This window comes from Faecalibacterium sp. Marseille-Q4137 (assembly GCF_017377535.1).
Taxonomy (GTDB): domain Bacteria; phylum Bacillota; class Clostridia; order Oscillospirales; family Ruminococcaceae; genus Faecalibacterium; species Faecalibacterium duncaniae.
Map to the genome: position 1 here is coordinate 1 of NZ_JAFREK010000046.1, position 19714 is coordinate 19714.

Annotated in this window: 22 protein-coding genes and 1 pseudogene; 20 read left to right on the forward strand and 3 right to left on the reverse strand. The window is 47.9% G+C overall.

Annotation, left to right across the window (positions count from 1 at the left end; all coding sequences use genetic code 11):
- Positions 1-102 (forward strand): TnpV protein (locus J3353_RS13785; RefSeq protein WP_207685083.1); only part of this gene is annotated, 102 nt, incomplete at its 5' end.
- A gap of 60 nt (positions 103-162) precedes the next feature.
- Here the strand turns inward: J3353_RS13785 and J3353_RS13790 are convergent.
- A complete protein-coding gene (locus tag J3353_RS13790) occupies positions 163-1146 on the reverse strand; it encodes a helix-turn-helix transcriptional regulator (protein ID WP_050004277.1) in 984 nt (327 codons plus the stop codon).
- 294 nt (positions 1147-1440) lie between these two features.
- On the opposite strand from J3353_RS13790, the gene J3353_RS13795 reads away from it, so the two are divergent.
- The 12 genes from J3353_RS13795 (at position 1441) to mobQ (ending at position 12640) form a co-directional block, all read left to right on the forward strand.
- Positions 1441-2046, forward strand: coding sequence for an MptD family putative ECF transporter S component (locus J3353_RS13795; RefSeq protein WP_015533385.1), 606 nt, complete (start codon positions 1441-1443; stop codon positions 2044-2046).
- Positions 2046-2786, forward strand: coding sequence for an energy-coupling factor transporter transmembrane component T (locus tag J3353_RS13800; RefSeq protein WP_050004278.1), 741 nt, complete (start codon positions 2046-2048; stop codon positions 2784-2786). The genes J3353_RS13795 and J3353_RS13800 overlap by 1 nt, the downstream gene beginning before the upstream one ends.
- Entirely contained in the window at positions 2786-4279 is a 1494-nt protein-coding gene (locus tag J3353_RS13805) for an ABC transporter ATP-binding protein (RefSeq protein ID WP_050004279.1), read from the forward strand. The genes J3353_RS13800 and J3353_RS13805 overlap by 1 nt, the downstream gene beginning before the upstream one ends.
- Positions 4269-4922, forward strand: coding sequence for a hypothetical protein (locus tag J3353_RS13810; protein WP_050004280.1), 654 nt, complete (start codon positions 4269-4271; stop codon positions 4920-4922). Before J3353_RS13805 ends, J3353_RS13810 begins: the two co-directional genes overlap by 11 nt.
- Positions 4915-6654 (forward strand): ABC transporter ATP-binding protein, encoded by a 1740-nt coding sequence (locus J3353_RS13815; protein WP_050004281.1) that lies wholly within the window; start codon positions 4915-4917, stop codon positions 6652-6654. Before J3353_RS13810 ends, J3353_RS13815 begins: the two co-directional genes overlap by 8 nt.
- Entirely contained in the window at positions 6651-8390 is a 1740-nt protein-coding gene (locus J3353_RS13820; RefSeq protein WP_024724762.1) for an ABC transporter ATP-binding protein, read from the forward strand. The genes J3353_RS13815 and J3353_RS13820 overlap by 4 nt, the downstream gene beginning before the upstream one ends.
- Entirely contained in the window at positions 8390-8773 is a 384-nt protein-coding gene (locus J3353_RS13825; protein WP_024724761.1) for a metal-dependent transcriptional regulator, read from the forward strand. The genes J3353_RS13820 and J3353_RS13825 overlap by 1 nt, the downstream gene beginning before the upstream one ends.
- 477 nt (positions 8774-9250) lie before the next feature.
- Positions 9251-9664, forward strand: a complete 414-nt coding sequence (locus J3353_RS13830; protein ID WP_050617386.1) for an RNA polymerase sigma factor — start codon at positions 9251-9253, stop codon at positions 9662-9664.
- Between the two features lie 103 nt (positions 9665-9767).
- Entirely contained in the window at positions 9768-10220 is a 453-nt protein-coding gene (locus J3353_RS13835; protein WP_050617387.1) for an RNA polymerase subunit sigma-24, read from the forward strand.
- A gap of 10 nt (positions 10221-10230) precedes the next feature.
- On the forward strand, positions 10231-10692 hold the full coding sequence (locus J3353_RS13840) for an RNA polymerase sigma factor (protein WP_050616861.1): 462 nt from the start codon (positions 10231-10233) through the stop codon (positions 10690-10692).
- Between the two features lie 28 nt (positions 10693-10720).
- Entirely contained in the window at positions 10721-11008 is a 288-nt protein-coding gene (locus tag J3353_RS13845; protein ID WP_050616851.1) for a DUF3847 domain-containing protein, read from the forward strand.
- A 186-nt stretch (positions 11009-11194) separates the two neighbouring features.
- Complete coding sequence (mobQ, locus tag J3353_RS13850) at positions 11195-12640, forward strand: MobQ family relaxase (protein WP_195250405.1); 1446 nt, start codon at positions 11195-11197, stop codon at positions 12638-12640.
- A gap of 107 nt (positions 12641-12747) precedes the next feature.
- Here mobQ and J3353_RS13855 read toward each other — a convergent pair whose 3' ends face one another.
- Both J3353_RS13855 and J3353_RS13860 read right to left on the reverse strand, forming a co-directional pair.
- Positions 12748-13038 (reverse strand): type II toxin-antitoxin system YafQ family toxin, encoded by a 291-nt coding sequence (locus J3353_RS13855; RefSeq protein ID WP_002596328.1) that lies wholly within the window; start codon positions 13036-13038, stop codon positions 12748-12750.
- Positions 13035-13313, reverse strand: coding sequence for a type II toxin-antitoxin system RelB/DinJ family antitoxin (locus J3353_RS13860; protein ID WP_005924829.1), 279 nt, complete (start codon positions 13311-13313; stop codon positions 13035-13037). The genes J3353_RS13855 and J3353_RS13860 overlap by 4 nt, the downstream gene beginning before the upstream one ends.
- A gap of 126 nt (positions 13314-13439) precedes the next feature.
- Here J3353_RS13860 and J3353_RS13865 point away from each other — a divergent pair, with 126 nt between their 5' ends.
- The 7 genes and pseudogenes from J3353_RS13865 to J3353_RS13895 all read left to right on the forward strand — a co-directional run.
- On the forward strand, positions 13440-13838 hold the full coding sequence (locus J3353_RS13865) for a cysteine-rich VLP domain-containing protein (RefSeq protein ID WP_015536523.1): 399 nt from the start codon (positions 13440-13442) through the stop codon (positions 13836-13838).
- Between the two features lie 113 nt (positions 13839-13951).
- Positions 13952-14704, forward strand: coding sequence for a phage replisome organizer N-terminal domain-containing protein (locus J3353_RS13870; RefSeq protein WP_015533369.1), 753 nt, complete (start codon positions 13952-13954; stop codon positions 14702-14704).
- A complete protein-coding gene (locus J3353_RS13875; protein ID WP_195250404.1) occupies positions 14701-15564 on the forward strand; it encodes an ATP-binding protein in 864 nt (287 codons plus the stop codon). The genes J3353_RS13870 and J3353_RS13875 overlap by 4 nt, the downstream gene beginning before the upstream one ends.
- A gap of 43 nt (positions 15565-15607) precedes the next feature.
- Entirely contained in the window at positions 15608-15802 is a 195-nt protein-coding gene (locus J3353_RS13880) for a transposon-encoded TnpW family protein (RefSeq protein WP_014081137.1), read from the forward strand.
- 78 nt (positions 15803-15880) lie between these two features.
- Positions 15881-16246, forward strand: a complete 366-nt coding sequence (locus J3353_RS13885) for a hypothetical protein (protein WP_055195003.1) — start codon at positions 15881-15883, stop codon at positions 16244-16246.
- A gap of 934 nt (positions 16247-17180) precedes the next feature.
- Positions 17181-19085, forward strand: coding sequence for a group II intron reverse transcriptase/maturase (ltrA, locus tag J3353_RS13890; RefSeq protein WP_207685081.1), 1905 nt, complete (start codon positions 17181-17183; stop codon positions 19083-19085).
- 112 nt (positions 19086-19197) lie between these two features.
- Positions 19198-19714 (forward strand): annotated as a pseudogene (locus J3353_RS13895) (type IV secretory system conjugative DNA transfer family protein); the annotation flags it as partial.

The window sequence follows — 19714 nt, forward strand, 5'->3', positions numbered from 1 at the left end:
GAGGAACTGAAAGCCTGTGACCCTATGCGCTGGATGGGGCTGATGAACACGCTGAAAGCGCAGGCAGAAGAAATCATATTAGCAGAATTGATTAACGACTGATTCCCTAACAATAAATTACAATATAATCAAAAAGACGAAGTTAGTGTAAATAGACTGACTTCATCTTTTTTGATTCCTATATTCTTCTGGGGATTTTCCATAAACTTTACGGAAAGTGGCCGCAAATTTACTTGCATTGGCATAGCCCAAATGCTCTGCAATATTGCCGATTGTCAAATTCGGTTTTGACATCAATAAAAGCGCATACCGCATTTTTGCCTGTCGGATATAAGCCCCAATAGGAACACCATACATGGCTTTGAATGATTCTCGAAGTTTGGTCTGCCCCATTGCTGCTATTTTGCAAAGCTGCGAGAGTTCTGGTGGGTTTAAAATATTCTGTTCAATAGCCAGACGTACAGATTCCAGCGCCTTTTTCTCTTGTTTGGAAAGAGACTGGTGTTTAGATGCTATCTCCTGTCGCTGTTTATGAAAGTTGCCTGCCACAATAGAAAGCAGTTCACCTACTTTGCTTTCGTAGTAAAGACGGGAGGTTTCGCCAGCAATCAGTTTATCCCGTATCTGCAAAAACAGGGTTCCAATTTCCGGGGTATTATAATCAAAAGCTTTCCAATCATAAACCTCTGCATAGTCAAAATCGTCCGGGGTAAAACGGTCTTGCAGATTTTTCTCTATGTAATCTTCAAACAGCAAAACTGACGCATAGCTGATTGGTATATTGGGTTGATATAATACTCGCCCCTGTGACGGCTTATTTAGATAAAGGTGGATTCCCTCTGTGATAGGTTGGGCTTTCCGCCCATTCTGGATCAGGGTAACACCGCCGGATTCCAAATAATAAATTTTCACCAGCTTTTGATTGATCTCATATTTGCGTTCCATTGAGGCGTATGGTATCCAGCTTCCGGTTGACAGGAATAATCCATCTGTCGGTTGAACCTGATAGATATTTCCATAGCCTTGTCTGTTTTGCGGCTGCAAGGTGCAGATTCCATTATGATTATCCTGTCGAAAATGATAATCATGCAGATAAAAAGAAGCATCCCCTAATTCGTGCGCGGCCTGTGTAGAATCGGTCTGCATCCTGCTCACCCCCGTTTCTTATGTAGTCGGAATAATCCGCAGTATCTTTTTTTATGCTCCAAAATGTCGCAAAGGCTGTCAGCAAAACCACAAAAAGCACTGATATATCCGGTTGTTTTTCCACTTTTAACTCCTGTTTTGACCTTTTTTGCCGGATTTGACACCCAAAAAATCACTGAGTAGAATGACATTACTGGCTGGTTAGCTGACTCTAATCACAGCAATTCTATCACGATTTTGTGCGTAGGTCAATGAGGCTTCTGCCAGCAAATAATAAATAGGAGGACGTTGAAAATGTCTAATTCACAACAAATGAAAAAAGGGCTGTCTGTGCGTGATTTGATTACCACCGGCATCCTTGCTGCTTTGTACATGGTATGCGCCATGATTGGCGAGGCTATCTTTGGGTTCTTCCCTGTACTGACTTTCCTTTGCCCGCTGTCTATTGCGCTGCTGTGCGGCCCGGTTTATATGCTGATACTGGCGAAGGTGCCGAAGCATGGCCCAATCATTGTCACCGGTATTTTGGTAGGAGGTGTACTGTTCGTACTCGGTATGTACTGGTCTATGTGTTTGGCATATTGTATTCTCGGCGTTGTGGCCGATCTGCTGGCCGGTTCCGGGAACTTTAGAAACAAAGGGCGTAACCTGTTGTCCTACATGATTTTTGTTCTCAGCCCAGTTTTCTCCTACGGTATGCTTTGGTTTGACCGCGACGCCTATGTGCAATATTTGGTAGAAAAGGGAACAGAACAGACCTATATGGACACAATGGTTTCAACCGCGCAAAACTGGATGCTCCCGGCAATGATTATCGGCGTGTTGATCTGTGCTGCTATCAGCGGTCTTGTAGGCCAGAAACTATTGAAAAAGCATTTTGAAAAGGCCGGAGTAGTGTAATGGAGATGCAACTGCAAACAAAAGACACACTTGCCACATTACATTTAGACCCTCGCACAAAACTATATCTGTTGATCGTCGGAAATGTTGCGTTGTTCCTTGCGCCCTCTTTACTCTATGAGATTGCGCTGGTTGTATGCGTTGTGATTCTCGGCATCCTTGTAGGAGCAAAGCGGTTTACGGTAAGAATGGCTGCTGTCTATGCGGGAATGGTTGTTCTGCATATCATTGGAACAAATTATTTGACAGGGACTTTGCAGATTGCGATTGTAACATTTACCGTATTTATCCGTAAAATCTTTCCTTGTGCCATGCTCGGAGGTATTTTAGTCAGCACGACAAGGGTAAATGAATTTATGGCGGCCATGAACCGTATTCATATGCCAAAAGCAATGGTTATTCCTCTGACGGTCATGCTCCGCTATTTTCCTATGGTGCATGAGGATTGGGGCTATATCAGCGACGCCATGCGGATGCGCGATGTAGCTCCAACCGTCAAAAGTCTGCTGACCCATCCGGCCCGAACAGTGGAATGTATCTATGTTCCGATGATGATGTCAGCACTGAAAGTGGCGGATGAATTGTCGGCGGCGGCTGTTACAAGGGGGCTGGAAAATCCGAAGCCCCGAACCTGCTTGCAGGAAATCCACTTTAGTGTTGCGGATGCCGTATGCTTTATCCTGTTCACTTTGTTTATGTCAGTGTCAATCTGGCTGAAATTGAAAGGGGGTGCAGGCTAATGATCCGTTTTGACAAGGTTTCTTTTACCTATCAGGAATCATTACAAAATGGCGGACTGCGCGATGTTGATTTGACAATCAACAAAGGCGAGTGTGTGCTGTTGTGTGGGCGAAGCGGCTGTGGGAAAACCACATTGACCCGTCTTGTGAATGGCCTGATTCCATACTTTTATCCGGGAGAAGTCACCGGAACAACCTATGTTGACGGTAAAAATATACAGGATTATCCCATATATGAAGTGTCCGAGTATGTGGGGTCTGTATTCCAAAATCCACGCTCTCAATTTTTTAATGTAGATACAGACAGTGAAATCTCCTTTGGAATGGAAAATCTGACTTATCCAAGGGAAAAAATGAAAGAACGCATTTCAAAGACAGTTGCGGATTTAGATATAGCACATCTGACGGGGAGAAGCATATTTGAATTGTCTGGCGGTGAAAAACAAAAGGTGGCGTTTGCGTCCATCTATGCTATGTCTCCGAGTATTTACTTGTTAGATGAACCATCGTCCAATCTGGATATGGATGCTATTGAGGATTTGCGGCGTACACTTGAACTCCTAAAGAAACAAGGCAAGACCATTCTAATTGCAGAACATAGGATTTATTATCTGAGGGAATTAGTTGACCGCATTGCGTATATGGAAAACGGGGCTATATCTGCTGTGTTTTCTCCAAGCCAGTTTCTTTCTATTCCTGAAGAACAGCGGCATAGTATGGGACTTCGCGCTTTAGATTTGTCAAAGGTACAGCCAAGGGCCTTTGCTGAAAATTCTCAAAAGCCGATTTTGGAAGTCAGGAACTTATCCTTGTTCTATAAGAAAAAACTGGTTCTGGACGATTTGAATTTGAGTGCGGCACCGGGAGAAATCATAGGAATTATCGGCCATAACGGAGCCGGGAAATCTACATTTTCCAGAACACTATGCGGCCTGCACACAAACTGTACGGGACAAATTCTTTGGGATGGTAAAGAACTGAACGCAAAGAGCCGGTTAAAACGCTCCTATATGGTGATGCAGGACGTAAGCTATCAGTTATTTGCCGATACATTGGAAAAGGAATGTGTATTTGGAATTAAACATCCTGATCTGGATGCAGCAAAACAGGCAATGGAACGGCTGGGTATTTATGAGTACCGTACTCATCATCCCAATACACTTTCCGGGGGGCAGAAGCAGCGTGCAGCCGTGGCGGTCAGTATGGTATGCCGTAAGGATGTTTTAATTTTTGATGAACCAACTAGCGGACTTGATTATGACAGCATGATTCAGGTTGCGGGGTTATTTCAAACGCTTTCCAAAATGGGAAAGGTAATTTTTGTTGTAACCCATGATTACGAATTTTTAGCGGCAGCCTGTACAAGAGTGATTCATTTAGATAACGGAAAACAGCAGGAAGATTACCCACTTTCCCCCGACAATCTGCATCGACTACATGATTTTTTCTTGCGGTCAGAAAGGAGGCAGAACCTTGAGGAGAATGGAAAATGACCTCCTGTTCTTCCATGAGCTGATTGGTAACTGTTCCGTTGAAAAGGATTCAAAGATATATACAATTTCTCCCAAATTTGGGAAAGGCACCATGCAGAGCTTTGAAGTGATGCCTGGTGCTGAAATTGTTTATAGCAATGTTCATATCACAACTCCAATTCAAAAAAATATCCAATGTATAGATCGTTTTATTGAAGTCACCTATTGCTTTCATGGGCGAGTGAATATGCTGTTCAGCGACCAGCCGGAGATGATTATGAGCGACCATTATATTTCTGTTTTCAATGGTGCAAGCCACCTGAAAAGCTGTGATTTTGGAGAAGAACCTTTTGTTGGTGTTTCAGTGGTGGCTTATCTGCCGCAGATCATAAACAGCCTGAATATCATGCTGGGGACAATCGCGTTTGACGAGGACATGGATTTTCAAGGACTTTTTACAGCGGGCGGATGCTTTATAGCACCCGCAACAAAAAGTGTGGAGCATATTTTTACCGAACTGCTCTTGCTGCCGGAACAGTACCGCAATTACCTTATGCGTATTAAAGTCATGGAACTATTGCTATACCTGGTTGGCAAAATGGAGTATCGGACAGATTTTGGAATTTCACTATTCCGCAAGGAGGAGATGAATTGTAATGAGTGATGTAAAAGCCCTGTTTGGACTAATTGATAAGAGAAATAAGCGCCGCCTGATTGGTGCGGTGATCTGTTGCGTCCTGTCTGTTTTGTGCGGCATCCTGCCCTATTTAGGCGTTTGGGGTATTGTGACCTGTTTCCTGGATGAACGGACAGAGAACCTTTTTCAATATGTGTGCCTGATTGCCGCAGCAATCATTTTGAAACATCTGCTGTTTGGAACCGGCACAAAAATCTCTCACAAGGTAGCCTACCAGACATTGGGGGAAACCCGTAAAAAGCTGTTCCGTAAAATTGCCCGCTTACCAATGGGCTATGTGAAAACAACGGCATCCGGGCAGGTCAAAACGATCATTATGGACAATATGGAACAGTTGGAGACATTTTACGCCCATAACATTCCAGAGATTATTTCCGGCCTCGCTGTACCGCTGTGTATGGAAATCCTGCTGGTGATATTGGACATCAGGGTAGCCGGTATCATGCTGATTCCGGTCGTTCTGTTTATTCTTGTCGGTATTCTTATGATTATCGTTCAGATGAAAAAAATGGACGAATTTAATCAGGCGTTTGCCGATGTCAGCGTTAAGACGGTGGAATATGTCAACGGTATGAAAGAACTGAAGATATTTGCTGCCGACGAATCCACTTATGGCCGCCTGTCAGAAAGCATCCGCACTTACAGCACCGTTGTAACAGAGTGGTTCCAAAGCTGCTTGAAATATGTTGCTTTCAATCATACTGACTTAAACAGCAACCTTGTGTTCCTGTTTCCGCTTGCCGGTTTGATGTACCTCTCCGGCAGCGTGACAGCGGCCAGCTATATTATGTATCTGTTTATGGGGCTTGCCATGCTGATTCCGTTGGAAACTGTTTCTAATAACTTTGATTATATCGGCATGAACGCCTCTGTTGCAAAAAAGATAGACGAAATTCTGAAGCTGGATGAAATGGCGGATACGACCTCAAAGGCAGAACTTGCCGACCACACGATTGCGTTTGAACACGTTACATTTTCCTATGGGGAAGAACAGCCGGTATTAAAAGATGTCTCATTTACTGTTCCTGACGGAAAAGTAACGGCGCTCGCCGGTGTTTCCGGCAGCGGCAAAAGTACAGCGGCCAGCCTGATCTGCCGGTTTTGGGATATAACCGAGGGACAGATTTGTATGGGCGGCGTACCGCTGAACCAGATTCCGCTATCCGATCTGATGTCCCAGATTTCCTTTGTGACCCAGAATACGTTCCTGTTCAAAAAGAGCATCCGGGATAACATTATGATGGGAAACCCAGAGGCCACGGAGGAAGAAATGATGCAGGCAGCCAAGGATGCCGTATGTCACGACTTTATTATGCGGCTTCCAAAGGGCTATGACACAGTGATAGACAAGGAAACCAAGTTGAGCGGCGGTGAAAAACAGAGAATCACATTGGCAAGGGCGATTCTGAAAAATGCGCCGGTCGTGATTCTTGACGAGGCAACGGCTTACATTGATGCCGACAATGAAGATTTACTGCAAAAGGCGCTAGCTAAATTATCAGAGGGAAAAACCGTACTTGTAATAGCGCACCGTCTTTCCAGTATCAAGGAAGCTGATTCGATTGTGGTTCTGGAACAGGGCAAAGTGATTGACTGCGGCACACATGATGAATTGATAAACCGTTGCTCCCCGTATCAGGATATGTGGGCGGCCTTTGAACAATCCGATCAATGGAAAATGGGAGGTGTAAACGCATGATTGCTATGATAAGGAAATTCTTAGACCTTGCAGGCGAGCGCAAAAAGCAGCTTTATCTTGCGTGGCTGTTTCAGGCGTTGACCTCAATTTGTGAGGGCGCGATATATTTCATGCTGTTCCTTGCGATAAAAGATATTTTGGGCGGCTCGTTTACAAAGGAAAAACTGATGCAGTATAGCCTTATGTTTCTGGTCTATACTGTCCTGCATTTTGTTTTTTATTACTTTACGATTGCAAAACAGCGCCCGGTATCTTATGCCATGATGCGGGATGAACGTCTTTCGATTGCGGCGAAAATCAAACAGTTTCCGCTCTACTACTTTACAAAAGACAAGATCAGCCAGCTTACATCTTTGTTTACAACTGATTTAAGTTTCGTGGAAATGAATATCATGGAGATTATTGCCGGTTTCGTTTCCAGCATGATCATGACGGTTGTATTTGCTCTGATGCTGCTTAGTGTGGACTGGCGTATGGCGCTTCTTCTGTTTGCGGGGATCATCCCCGGCTATATCCTCTACCAGCAGTTTCAAAAGAGCATGGTTCAACTGGGAGAGCAGAAGAAAAATACGCAGGTGGCAATGATTGATTCCACGCTGGAATATGTACAGGGCATGGAAACGATCAAGGCATACCGGCTGGAGCAATCCGGTAAGCTCGTGGAGAAGCAGGTGAACGGATATTGCACGGCTTCTGACCGTTATGAAGCGACGCTGACGAATTGGAGCATGGGTTATAAAATCTGCCTGAATCTGGGCCTGTTTTTGAGTTTGGGTGTTGGCATTGCAATGGTTCGTTCTGGTTCATTAGCCCCGGCAACCTATTTGTTTTTTGCAATCATGGGTATTATTTTTTACCGTCCGCTGGAAGCTCTGATGGGTTCCTTTGCCATGATGAATCTTGCAAACGCATCGTTGGATAATATAGCAGAAATCAACAACCTGCCGACCGAAAATGAAAAACAGGGAACTACACAGTTTGCAGATACACAAGCCGATGTACGGTTTGAAAATGTATCGTTTAGCTATGATGGAAAGCGTGACGCAGTTAGTCATGTAAGTTTTTCAGCTAAACCCGGAACGATCACTGCATTGGTGGGTCCTTCTGGAAGCGGCAAATCCACTCTCCTTAATTTAATTCCGGGATTCGTGACGCCGAAAAACGGGCGGATTCTGTTGAATTGGAAAGATGCGGCAACATTAAAGCATAGTGATCTGGTGCGTCATGTGAGTGTCGTTTTTCAGGAAGTATATCTTTTTCAGGATACCATGATGAATAATATCCGAATGGGAAACCAGAGCGCAACGGACGAGCAGGTGGTAGAGGCGGCAAAAAAGGCTCACTGTCACGAATTTATAGAAAAGCTCCCACAGGGCTATCAAACGGTTATCAGCGAGGGCGGCGCAAGCCTTTCCGGTGGAGAGCGTCAGCGCGTCGCTATTGCGAGGGCAATTTTGAAAGATTCCCCGATCATTCTTTTAGATGAGGCGCTGTCCAGTCTGGATGCCGAAAATGCCGTAGCAATACAGAAGGGCATAGAAGAAATGATTAAGGGCAAGACGGTGTTCCTTGTATCACACACTTTGTCCTATATCCAAAATTCAGATCAGATACTTGTCCTATCTGACGGCATATTGCAAGGCTGTGGGAAACATGAAGAACTGTTGCAGACCGTGCCGCTTTATCAAACTATGTGGGAAAAAGAGAAATCTATTAAAAACTGGAAGCTGGCATAATGAGCAGCAAGAACAAACTTCATGCGTCCGGGGAGGACTACCTGGAAACCATCCTTGTTCTCCAAAAGAAACGCGGTATGGTACGCTCCGTAGATGTGGCCCGGCACATGGAGGTGTCAAAGCCCAGCGTGTGCCATGCAGTGGCTATCTTGCGGGACGGCGGCTTTCTCACTATGGACGAAGATCACTTTCTCCATCTGACCGATGTGGGCCGCGAGGTAGCCGAAAAAATCTACGAGCGTCACTGCTTCTTTACCGAGCAGCTTATCGCCGCAGGCGTTGACCCCAGGACTGCGGAGGCTGACGCCTGCCGGATTGAACACATCATCAGCGATGAGAGCTTTTCACGGCTGAAAGAGGCAGCCGAACAGGAACAAACCTAAACCAAATAAGACAAGCGATCCTGCCCCGCAAGACGGGGAAAGAAAAAAACCGTTGCAGGGCAGGCAGCTTCGTGCGCCCATAATGGATTTTCCGGGTACTGCGGCGGTTTTGAGTAACATCAAGGCCGCCGTTCCTTATGCCCTCAACAAAGGAGTGACGACTACACGCTGACACGGCGGCTTTAGGAGGGAACCGCCATGAAGCACATTGACCGCCGACAAATTCAGACGATATTTCACTACCGTCAAAAAAAGCCCAGTCAACGAACAGGCCCCGTCTGGTAGCCGGTGCGAAAATTGTCATTCTGTAAGTGAATATTGGAGTTTTTGCGCTCGAATAGCTTTTTGCTGTCCGGGCGCTTTTTTGTCCCTATGGAGCCGGAACATCGGGCCAGCATGGCCCGAACCCTGGCCCCGGTGCCGCTCCCCGCCGCCCCATTCAGATTTACTAAAAAAATCTGAATGGAGGAAAGGCAGATGGAAGTTACCATCAATTATAACGGACAAGCTGTGGCCGTGGAGGTTACGCTGGAAGTCTATGAATTTCTTGACCGGGCCGATCATAAAACGGAGAACCTCTTCCATGAACAGCGGCGGCATTGGGATGGCCGGGAGTTTGACGAGTACATCATTACCACCGAGGGTGTAGGGGTCTACGGCGAAACGCCGGAGGAACACCTTTGCCGCATGGAAACGCTGCATGAGCTGATGGCTGTTCTGGACACCTGTACCGAGGCCCAGCGCCGCCGGTTCCTGCTCTATGCGCTTGACGGGCTGAGCCTTGCAGAGATCGGTGTGCTGTGCGGCTGCTCCAAAGTGGCTGTTTATCAAAGTGTGGAGGCGGTCAGAAAAAAATTTATAAATTTCTCTGAGAACAGGCTTAACGAATGACCTGTTTTCGGGCTACCAAGTGAAAGGGATTATTTCCCTTATCTCAGCGAGGGGCGGACAGCGGACAAGCTGCCCGCCTCTCCGATTTTCAGGAGGTAAGCCTATGAAAACAATCAATCTGCGGTGGATGTATCCCCACTACCGGCATGACGAGTTTGTGGATGTTACAGACAAGGTATGGGCAGCGATGTATCAGGCCCAGCGGGAGATGGAGAATTATGAGCGCCGGAAAGTCTACCACCGCGCCTACTACTCTCTGGACGCATACAGCTGGCTGGAAAATTACGCACTGGAACACAGCAGATCGCCGGAAGATATTTTGCTGGAACGAGAAGAAAAGACCACCCGCCTATACCTGATTGCAGCTCTGCCGGTGGCTCTGGCTCATGCCACTCCGACACAGGCCCGCCGTGTTCACGCCTACTACATTGCCGGTATCAAGCAGCCGGAAATCTCTCGGATAGAGGGTGTCCACAGCAGCAAGGTCAGCGTTGCCATCCGCCGGGGGCTGCGGAATATGCGCCGCTTTTATGATGGCCTTTTTCAAACAGAGTGAGGGCGTGCCTATGCAGACCATCAATCTCAAACAATATTATCCATTTTTCAAAGAGGACATTTTTGTGGAGGTGTCCGATGAGATCGTCGAAGCGTTTCTTTTGGATAAGAGGGCCGAGGCTGCCAGAGAGCGCAAGATGTTCCGGTATAAGGCGTTTTACTCCCTCGATTGTAACGATGGAATCGAAAATGCTGCAATCGGCTGGGCGCAGCCATCGCCGGAAGATTATCTGATAGAAAAAGAAGAATTAGCCGAATACGAAGAACTGATACGGCGATTGTATGAAGCCATTTCTTCCCTGCCGCCTATGCAGGCTCGCCGTGTCCATGCCCGCTATATGCTGGGTATGAAAGTGAAAGATATTGCCGCAATGGAGGGTATCACACCATCACAGGCGGGAAAATCCATCCACGCCGCACTGCGGAGGCTGCGCCGGTACTTTGCACGTCAGAAATGGACGGTCAATCTATGAGCGTTTCCAAAGAAAAGAGGTGCATGACATGAACGAAAAAATTACAGCCCCACAAAAAGAAGAACGGCAGGAAGTCCTGAAGGAGATCCGGCAGCTTGAGAACCGCAAGAAGATTTTGGAGAACAAGCAGCGGAACGAAGAACGCAGGGTTCGCACCCGCCGCCTGATTGAGCGCGGAGCCATTTTGGAGGGTATTTTTCCGCTGGCTCCCAACCTTTCCGGCGCAGAGGTCAAAGCATTTCTAATTGCCCTGTCCCATCTTCCGGGGGCTGTGGAATTGACTGCAAACCTGCCAAAATCCGGGGACACGCCATAAGTCCCTTGTTTACAAGGGCGCACTTATACACCGTTGCCGGTGCTGTGCGCCCTGCCGGGGGCGTTGCGTACTTCGTCCGCGATGGGAAGCTACGCTCCCCAAACCCCTTGTGCGCTCTGCGCAGCCAGACACCCGCTTTGCGTATGCCCGGCTCCACAGAGCCTGTTATCCCCTCACTGAAAGGAGGTGTTCCCCATAGATTTCTGTCATATCCCCGTCAGTATTATCAAGCGCAGCGCAGGCCGTTCTGCTGTTGCCGCAGCTGCTTACCGCAGCGGAACCAAGCTGACAAATGAATGGGATGGAATGACCCACGACTACACCCGGAAAGGCGGCATTGTCCATGCGGAGATCATGCTGCCTGCCAACGCGCCGCCGGAATTTGCAGACCGATCTATCCTCTGGAACAGCGTGGAGCAAATCGAGAAAGCAAGGGACAGCCAGCTTGCCCGCGAGATCGAAGCAGCTCTGCCCCGTGAACTGTCCGGCGAACAACAGCTTGCCCTTGTGCGTGCCTATGTGAAGGACAACTTTGTAGACAAAGGAATGTGCGCCGATTTTGCTATCCATGACAAGGGAACCGGCAACCCTCATGTCCATATCATGCTGACGCTCCGGCCTTTGAAAGAAAACGGGCAGTGGGGTGCAAAGTGCCGCAAGGCATACGATCTGGACGAGAACGGACAGCGCATCCCGGATGGGAAAGGCGGCTGGAAAAATCATCGGGAGGATACGACCGACTGGAACGATAAAGGAAATGTGGAGATTTGGCGGGCAGCGTGGGCAGCCTACACCAACCGGGCGCTGGAATCTGCCGGTAGACCGGAGCGCATTGACCACCGCAGCTACAAGCGGCAGGGCATTGATAAAATCCCCTCTGTCCATCTGGGGCCAGCTGCCAGCCAAATGGAAAAGCGCGGTATCCGCACCGACAAGGGAGAGGTAAACCGGCAGATCGCCGCCGACAACAAACTGCTGAAAGAAATTAAAGCCCGCATTACCCGTCTTTATCGCTGGTCAAAAGCCGAAGCGGAAAAACCACAAACGCAGCAAAGCAGCTTGACCGCCTTGTGGGAAGCCCAGCAGCAGTTGAACGCTCCCCGCACCCGCACCGGCAAAATCCGGGCCTTGCAGGAAAGCGCTGCACTATTCAGCTTTTTGCAGGCAAACGGCATCCAGTCTATGCAGCAGCTCCATGAAAAAATCGCTGATATGAACAGCCGTTACTATGACCTGCGGGGAAAGATCGTCAAGGCTGAGCGCCGGATCGCCATTCTTACCGAACGCGGGGAGATGTGGGAACAGTACAACCAGTACAAGCCCATCCACAAACAGCTTGCCAAAGTAAAGCCGGAAAAGCGGGAACAGTTTGAGCAGCGCCACAGCCGGGAACTGATCCTGTATGACGCAGCAGCCCGGTATCTGAAAGAATTGAAAGACAGCGGTGAGGCAATCACCCCGAAGGCATGGCAGCGGGAAATCGACCAGCTGATCGCCGGAAAGCAGACGGACACGCTTGCCATGAAATCCATGAGGGAGGATTTGAAAGCAGTGGAACGGCTCCGCAAAACCGCCGAGCAGCTGTCCCGACAGGAAAGGGACAAGTCTCACGACCGTGGGCCGGAGCGGTAAAGGCTACCGCGTTTTGACGTACCCCTGTCAAGTACGTCGCGTTTCACGACATACCTTTGCATACAGAAAAACCGCCGTACAGGTTTCCCCATACGGCGGCAGACTGTTTATTTGCCGAACAAGTCGCTGTGTGTGCCGGTGCGGGCCAGCGTCAGCACCAGAACATCATCCTCTATGCGATAGACAAGCAGCCAGTCCGGGAGAATATGACATTCCCGATGGCCTGCCCAATCGCCGGACAGGTCATGGTCGCGGTTCTTATCCGGCAGCGGTTCGCCCATTGCCAGCAATGCTACGACCTGCTCCAGCAGCTCGATCTTCAAGCCACGCTTGATGGCTCGTTTGTAGTCTTTTTTGAAACTGGTCGTGTACTTGACGGTATATTTGGTTTCTTTCATCTTTTCAGGTCAGCAAACAACTCGTCAAGGTCATTATAGCCCTTTACAGACGGGTCTTTTGCAATCCTTTCCGCTTCCAGCATGGCAGCAACCGTTTCTTTGTTCGGCTGTTCCAGCCTTACCTCAAAGGGAATACCGCCTTCACGAAGCGACTGGCGCACAAAGATGTTAAACGCCGTAGTCAGGTTCATGCCAAGTTCCGTAAACAGTGCGTCCGCCTGCGCTTTCAAATCTGCGTCCATGCGGATACTGATGTTTGTGGTATTTCCAGCCATACGATCAACCCCTTTCTGCTGGCAATTATAGTATATGCCATTTGCACGAAGAAAACAATACTTTGCACGAATATTTAACAATAAATTCATTCAAGGAGGTTAGCTGCACTATGAAAGAAATCATTTATGAAGAACAACAAGACTGAACCTATCCCCGTCATGGATTACCGCCAGTACCGCAGAGCGCGGAGGCTGGTGCATGAGTGCTGCAACTACATCGACGGAAACTGTATCGCTCTGGACGATGGGGAGGAATGTGTCTGTGTCCAGTCTATTTCCTACTCCCTGTTGTGCAGGTGGTTTCGGGCGGCGGTATTGCCGCAGGATAAGGAACTGGAAACGGCGCTGTTCCACCGGCTAAATGCTAAGAAATGCGCTGTATGTGGGGCGCTGTTTACCCCCGGTTCCAACCGAGCCAAATACTGCCCGGAATGTGCCGCACGCATGAAGCGGATCAACGCCGCAAAGCGCAAGCGGAAACAACGGGAGAAATGTCACGCTTTAGGGGCTGAAAAACCCTTGTAAATCAAGGCTTTTTTCGGGGGTGTCAAAGGCAGGCTGATAGATTTATCCTCCGACCCCTAAAACGGCCTTAAAATGCGTACAGAATCCCAAGAGAAACCCCAAGGAGGAAGCCTATGTCAGACAATCGAAAATATTACTACCTCAAGCTGAAAGAAAACTTCTACAACAGCGAAACGATGGTTATTTTGGAGAGTATGCAGGATGGCCTGCTGTACTCCAATCTGCTGCTGAAAATGTACCTCATGTCACTCAAAAGCGGCGGTATCCTCATGCTCAATGACCATCTGCCCCACACGCCCCAGACCATCGCCACCTTTACCCGCCATCAGGTGGGGACGGTGGAACGGGCCTTGAAGGTGTTCCTTGAATTTGGCCTTGTGGAGATTTTGACCGATGGGGCCTACTACATGACCGACATCCAACTGCTGATCGGCCAATCCTCTACCGAGGGGGAACGGAAAAAGAAAGAGCGTATGCGATTGAAGCGTCAAAAACTGCTCCCATCCGGCGGGGCGGACATTTGTCCACCATATAGCCAGGGGGACATTTGTCCACCAGAGATTAGAGATAAGAGATTAGATATTAGAGATAAGAGTATAGAGAATAGAGAGAGTGAGAGCGCCCGCGCCTATGGCCGTTACCAGAATGTTTTCCTGACGGACGAGGAACTGGCAGACTTGCAGGCCAGTTTTCCCACTGTATGGGGCCAGTACATCGAAAAGCTGTCCGAATACATGGCCTCTACCGGTAAGCGGTATCAGAGCCATGCCGCCACCATCCGGCGCTGGGCCGGTGAGGACGCGAAAAAGGCGGCCCCGCCCACCCGCAACCGCGATTACAGCGTAAAGGAGGATGAAACCGTATGATGGAGATTACCGCAGAAATCCGGGCGCTGATCGACAAGGCAGCTGCCGGTGTGGAACTGGCTGAGGACGAGTATATAGATCCGTCAGACGGTCTCATCCACTGTAAGAAATGCGGCGGACAGAGGCAGACCGTTGTGCCATGCTTTGGGAAATCCGGCTACTTTATGCCGCACTGCATCTGCCAGTGCCAGCAGGAGGCTGAAGAGCAGCGCAAGGCTGCTGAAGAACGGAAGCGCCGCATGGAGCGTATCAAACGCCGAAAGGCACAGGGCTTGCAAGACCGCTATCTCTATGACTACACCTTTGCCAACGACAACGGCCAAAACCCATTGATGGACAAGGCCCGCGCCTATGTGGAGAACTGGAAGGATGCATATAAAAACAACACCGGCCTGCTGTTGTTCGGGGATGTGGGAACCGGCAAGTCCTTTTTCGCCGGTTGTATTGCCAACGCCCTGCTTGACCGGGATGTGCCGGTGCTGATGACGAACTTTCCCACCATCCTGAACCGCCTGACGGGGATGTTTTCCGAGGACAGGGCCGACTTTATCACCAGCTTTGACGAATATGACCTACTTATCATTGACGATCTGGGCGTAGAGCGCAGTACCGAATATGCCATGGAGCAGATGTTTTTCGTCATCGACAGCCGCTACCGCAGCCGCAGACCCATGATTATCACAACAAACTTGAAACTGTCCGAGCTGAAAAAACCGCCTGATCTGGCCCACGCCCGTATCTATGACCGTATTCTGGAACGGTGTGCGCCGATTCTTTTTGACGGGAAGAATTTCCGGGAAGAAAATGCCGGTGCTACCCGACAGACAGCAAAAGACGTTGTAAACAGTAAGCACGATTGATTTTTTACCGGGCGGCACAGACCCGTTCGGAGAAAGGAGCGCCATGAACAAAGAACCCCGTACTATGCAGGTGGCAGACGCCGCTACTGCGTCCAGAGCGCCGGAAAACACGCCAGCGATGGTAAAGAAAATCGGCAAGACAACCTACAAGGTTCATGTCCATTTCAGCAATACCAGCACAGAAACCATGAGCGATAAAATCAAGCGTATGCTCAAAAATGAAATTCAGCAGATGTGACAGACTGATAAACGAAGCCGTCTTGTGTTAAACTGATGATGGTACACGCCAAAACTTTTAGCCAAGGAGGACATGAAAATGCTGTACACAGAAAAAGAGAAAAATGAGATTGAGCGCGTCCGTAAAGTGTTCGAGAAACACATCCAACAAATGACTGCTTATGATTTGGTTTGGTCGGACAAGGTCGGCTATGTGTGGCTGGCAATATCTATCGACCCAGTCTATATTGATACCGGCAACTGGATAGAGTCCGCTGCTGGCCTTTGTTATGAGTGCTTGAATGATATAGCACTGGATGTTTTTGGAATGACCGGAAACGACCATGACTTCGAGGACGCCGATCCGCTGGAACTGGCCGAGATTAAGCGGCGCTGGAAACCCTATATCGGCCAACTGCCGGAATATGCGTACCTTTGCGACGAACTGTTAAGCAGGAGCAAATAACCCATCCGCAAAAGTGTCAGGAGCTAAAATCTGCTTCTGGCACTTTTTTGTGGCTTTTTTGTGAATTTGATTAAAAAGTCCTTGACAATTTGTCTCTGGCAAGACAGCCAAAAGCATCTTGATTTCCTGCGGTGCAAGACTGGCTCCCTTTGATAGTGTAGCGACACGTTGTCGCATATAAACTCCGCGTGGGATTATCCTGCAAAGAGGTAAAAGTGACAGAAAGGTCTTAGCCTTTCTAACTGATATTCCGAGAAGTGGAATGACGGAGTAACGTCCTGAAACGCTTCCCTTGATACTGCGTTGGAAGAAGCGGAACGTATTTTCCGCAACTGACACAGCACGCTGAAGTCGGCTATATGCACCTGCGACTGTTTCCTTTTATGGAAATAAAGCAAAACCGAGCCAGAGGTGGCCGAGGGTGTTAGGCCGGAGGTCTATAAAGTGCCCATGTTCAGAATACGGTTGACCACCGTTGACAAAAGCCCGAATGTACAGGTCTAGAACGGGATATGGCAGAAATGCCATAGCTGTGAAAACAGCGTATGTGGGGTAAAGTAAGATTTGTCGATATAAAATTCCCTATGATGTTACAGGCATCATCCAGCATACAGGCCTAAAGGGTTGAGCTAAAGGTATTATGCACAGATAGGAATATCGGAACGTGGAAAGTCCCGGATGTGGAGTGGATACGCACGATGAAGCATGAGTGGGAAAATCGCATCGCCTCTTTTGTGAGGAGGTACGGTATAACCATTCTTAATTCGGGAGGAAAGAGCAGCCATGGTACCAATGAAACCGCAAATAAAGTAAGCGGTGGAGGGACGGGCTGTAGTCAGAAACAGAAATAAAATCATAATCAACAATTATCATAGGTTCGAGTAAGACTAAGAAAGGCGAAAATCCAAACGAAAGCGAAGATGAGTAACCGACTATGGCAACAAGAAAGGCACAAAAGAAAGATAAGTTAAGGCGCGCCGAGTATTACGACTTTCAAGAAATACAAGACAAACTGTATGCTGACAGCTGTAAAGGAAAAGTTTTCAAGCATTTGGTTGAAAACATTTCTCTTCCAGAAAATATTCGTCTGGCATACCGTAATATCAAGAAGAATCGCGGAAGTACAACACCCGGCACAGATGGAAAAACAATTGCAGAAATAGCAATGCTCTCAGATGAACAGTTGATTTCTACTGTACAGCGCAAGCTGGATTGGTATGTTCCTCAAAGCGTACGAAGGGTAGAAATTCCAAAGGGAAACGACCCGACAAAGAAACGTCCGCTTGGGATACCAACAATTATGGACAGACTGATACAGCAATGTGTATTGCAGGTTATGGAGCCGATATGTGAGGCAAAATTTCACGACCACAGCTATGGTTTTCGGCCAAATCGAAATCAGCAGCACGCACTCGCTCAGGTTCACAAAGATATGCAGCGAAGTCATTTGTACTATGTCGTTGACATAGACATCAAAGGATTCTTTGACAATGTGAACCATGGGAAACTGTTAAAACAGCTCTGGACCATCGGGATTCGTGACAAGAAGCTTCTTAGCATTATTTCAGCCATGCTGAAAGCAGAAGTTGCTGGAATTGGCTTTCCAGAAGTCGGAACGCCACAAGGCGGTATAATATCCCCTTTGCTGTCCAATGTCGTGTTAAACGAATTGGATTGGTGGCTTGCCAGCCAATGGGAAGAAATTCCAACAAACTTTCCTTATAAGGAAACTACGAATGCAAACGGAAGTGTAAGCAAAAGTCACAAATTCTCTGCACTGCGCAGAACAAAGCTAAAAGAAATCACTTGTGTTCGATATGCTGACGATTTCAAAATATTTACCAACAGCTATCGAAACGCAGTAAAGCTGTTTCATGCAACCAAAAGCTGGCTCCGAGAGAGATTGAATCTTGAAATCAGCCCAGAAAAATCAAAGGTGATTAACCTGAAGGAACAATACTCTGAGTTTCTTGGTTTTAAGCTGAAAGTCATTCCTCGCGGGAAGCAAAAGAACGGTTGCACAAGATACGTGGTAGAAAGCCACATCCGAGAGAAATCCATCGCGAAAATAAAACCAACTCTAAAGCGTCTGATTTATGACATTGAGTTCCCAGCGCAAGGCAAACGTACCGAATATCAAGCAATTTGCCGTTACAATGCCTATGTCATGGGAATCCATGATTACTATCAGATGGCAACAAAAGTTTGTGATGATCTCACACCATTCGCCTTATCTGTCCACAAGAGCCTAAAGGCAAGACTACGAAAACGAGTCAAAACTGCTAAACAAGTCAAGAAAAGAAATCTTCCGTATGATACTCCAAGAGTAATCAGAGAACGCTATGGGGAAAGCAGACAGCTCCGATATGTAGGGGGACACGCAGTTGTTCCGATTGGCTACATACGGCATAAGCCCCTCAAATCCATGAACCGCAAAATCAATTCCTATACGCCGGAAGGTAGAGCCGAAATTCACAAAAACTTGAACAAAATCGACATGACAGTTCTTCATTATATGATGAGAAATCCGATTTTGTATCGCTCTATCGAGTACAACGACAACAGGCTGTCACTTTATTCGGCTCAACTGGGAAAGTGCGCAGTTTCTGGCAAGATGCTTTCTATTGGGGATATTCACTGTCACCACAAAGTGCCACGTCAGTTTGGCGGTAAGGATAATTATCAAAATTTAGTGTTGGTATGTGAAGATGTTCATCATCTGATTCATGCAACAAGCTCTGATGCCATTCAAAAGTATCTGGAAGCTCTTAACCTTGACCAAAAGCAGAAAGAAAAACTCGATAAATTAAGAAGCCTTGTTCACGTTGAAAATTGTTGAGATGAAATAAACTCCGTTTCTGATGGCAAGCCGGGTGAGCTGAAAGGTTCACGCCCGGTTTAGGGCGGGGGAAAATCCAGAGATAATATCAAAGGATTACCTATCGCTATTTCAGGAAGTCCGGGATGCCACCATGTACGATGAGCTGGAACTGGACAAGCTGGGCGACCGGAAAACGGCGCTGTTTCTCATCATGAGCGATACGGACAGCACCTTTAACTTCCTGATTTCCATGATCTACACCCAGCTTTTCAATCTGCTCTGCGACAAAGCCGATGATGTGTACGGCGGTAAGCTGCCTGTCCATGTCCGCTGCCTGATCGACGAGTGCGCCAACATCGGGCAAATCCCCAATCTGGAAAAGTTGGTGGCGACCATCCGCAGCCGTGAGATCTCTGCCTGCCTTGTTTTGCAGGCGAGAAGCCAGTTGAAAGCTATCTACAAGGACAACGCAGATACCATCGTGGGCAACATGGATTCTCAAATTTTTCTGGGCGGCTCCGAACCCACCACCCTGAAAGACCTGTCGGAAATGCTGGGAAAAGAGACCATCGACGCATTCAACACCTCGGATACCCGTGGCAACAGCCCCAGTTACGGCACTACGTTCCAGAAGATGGGGCATGAAT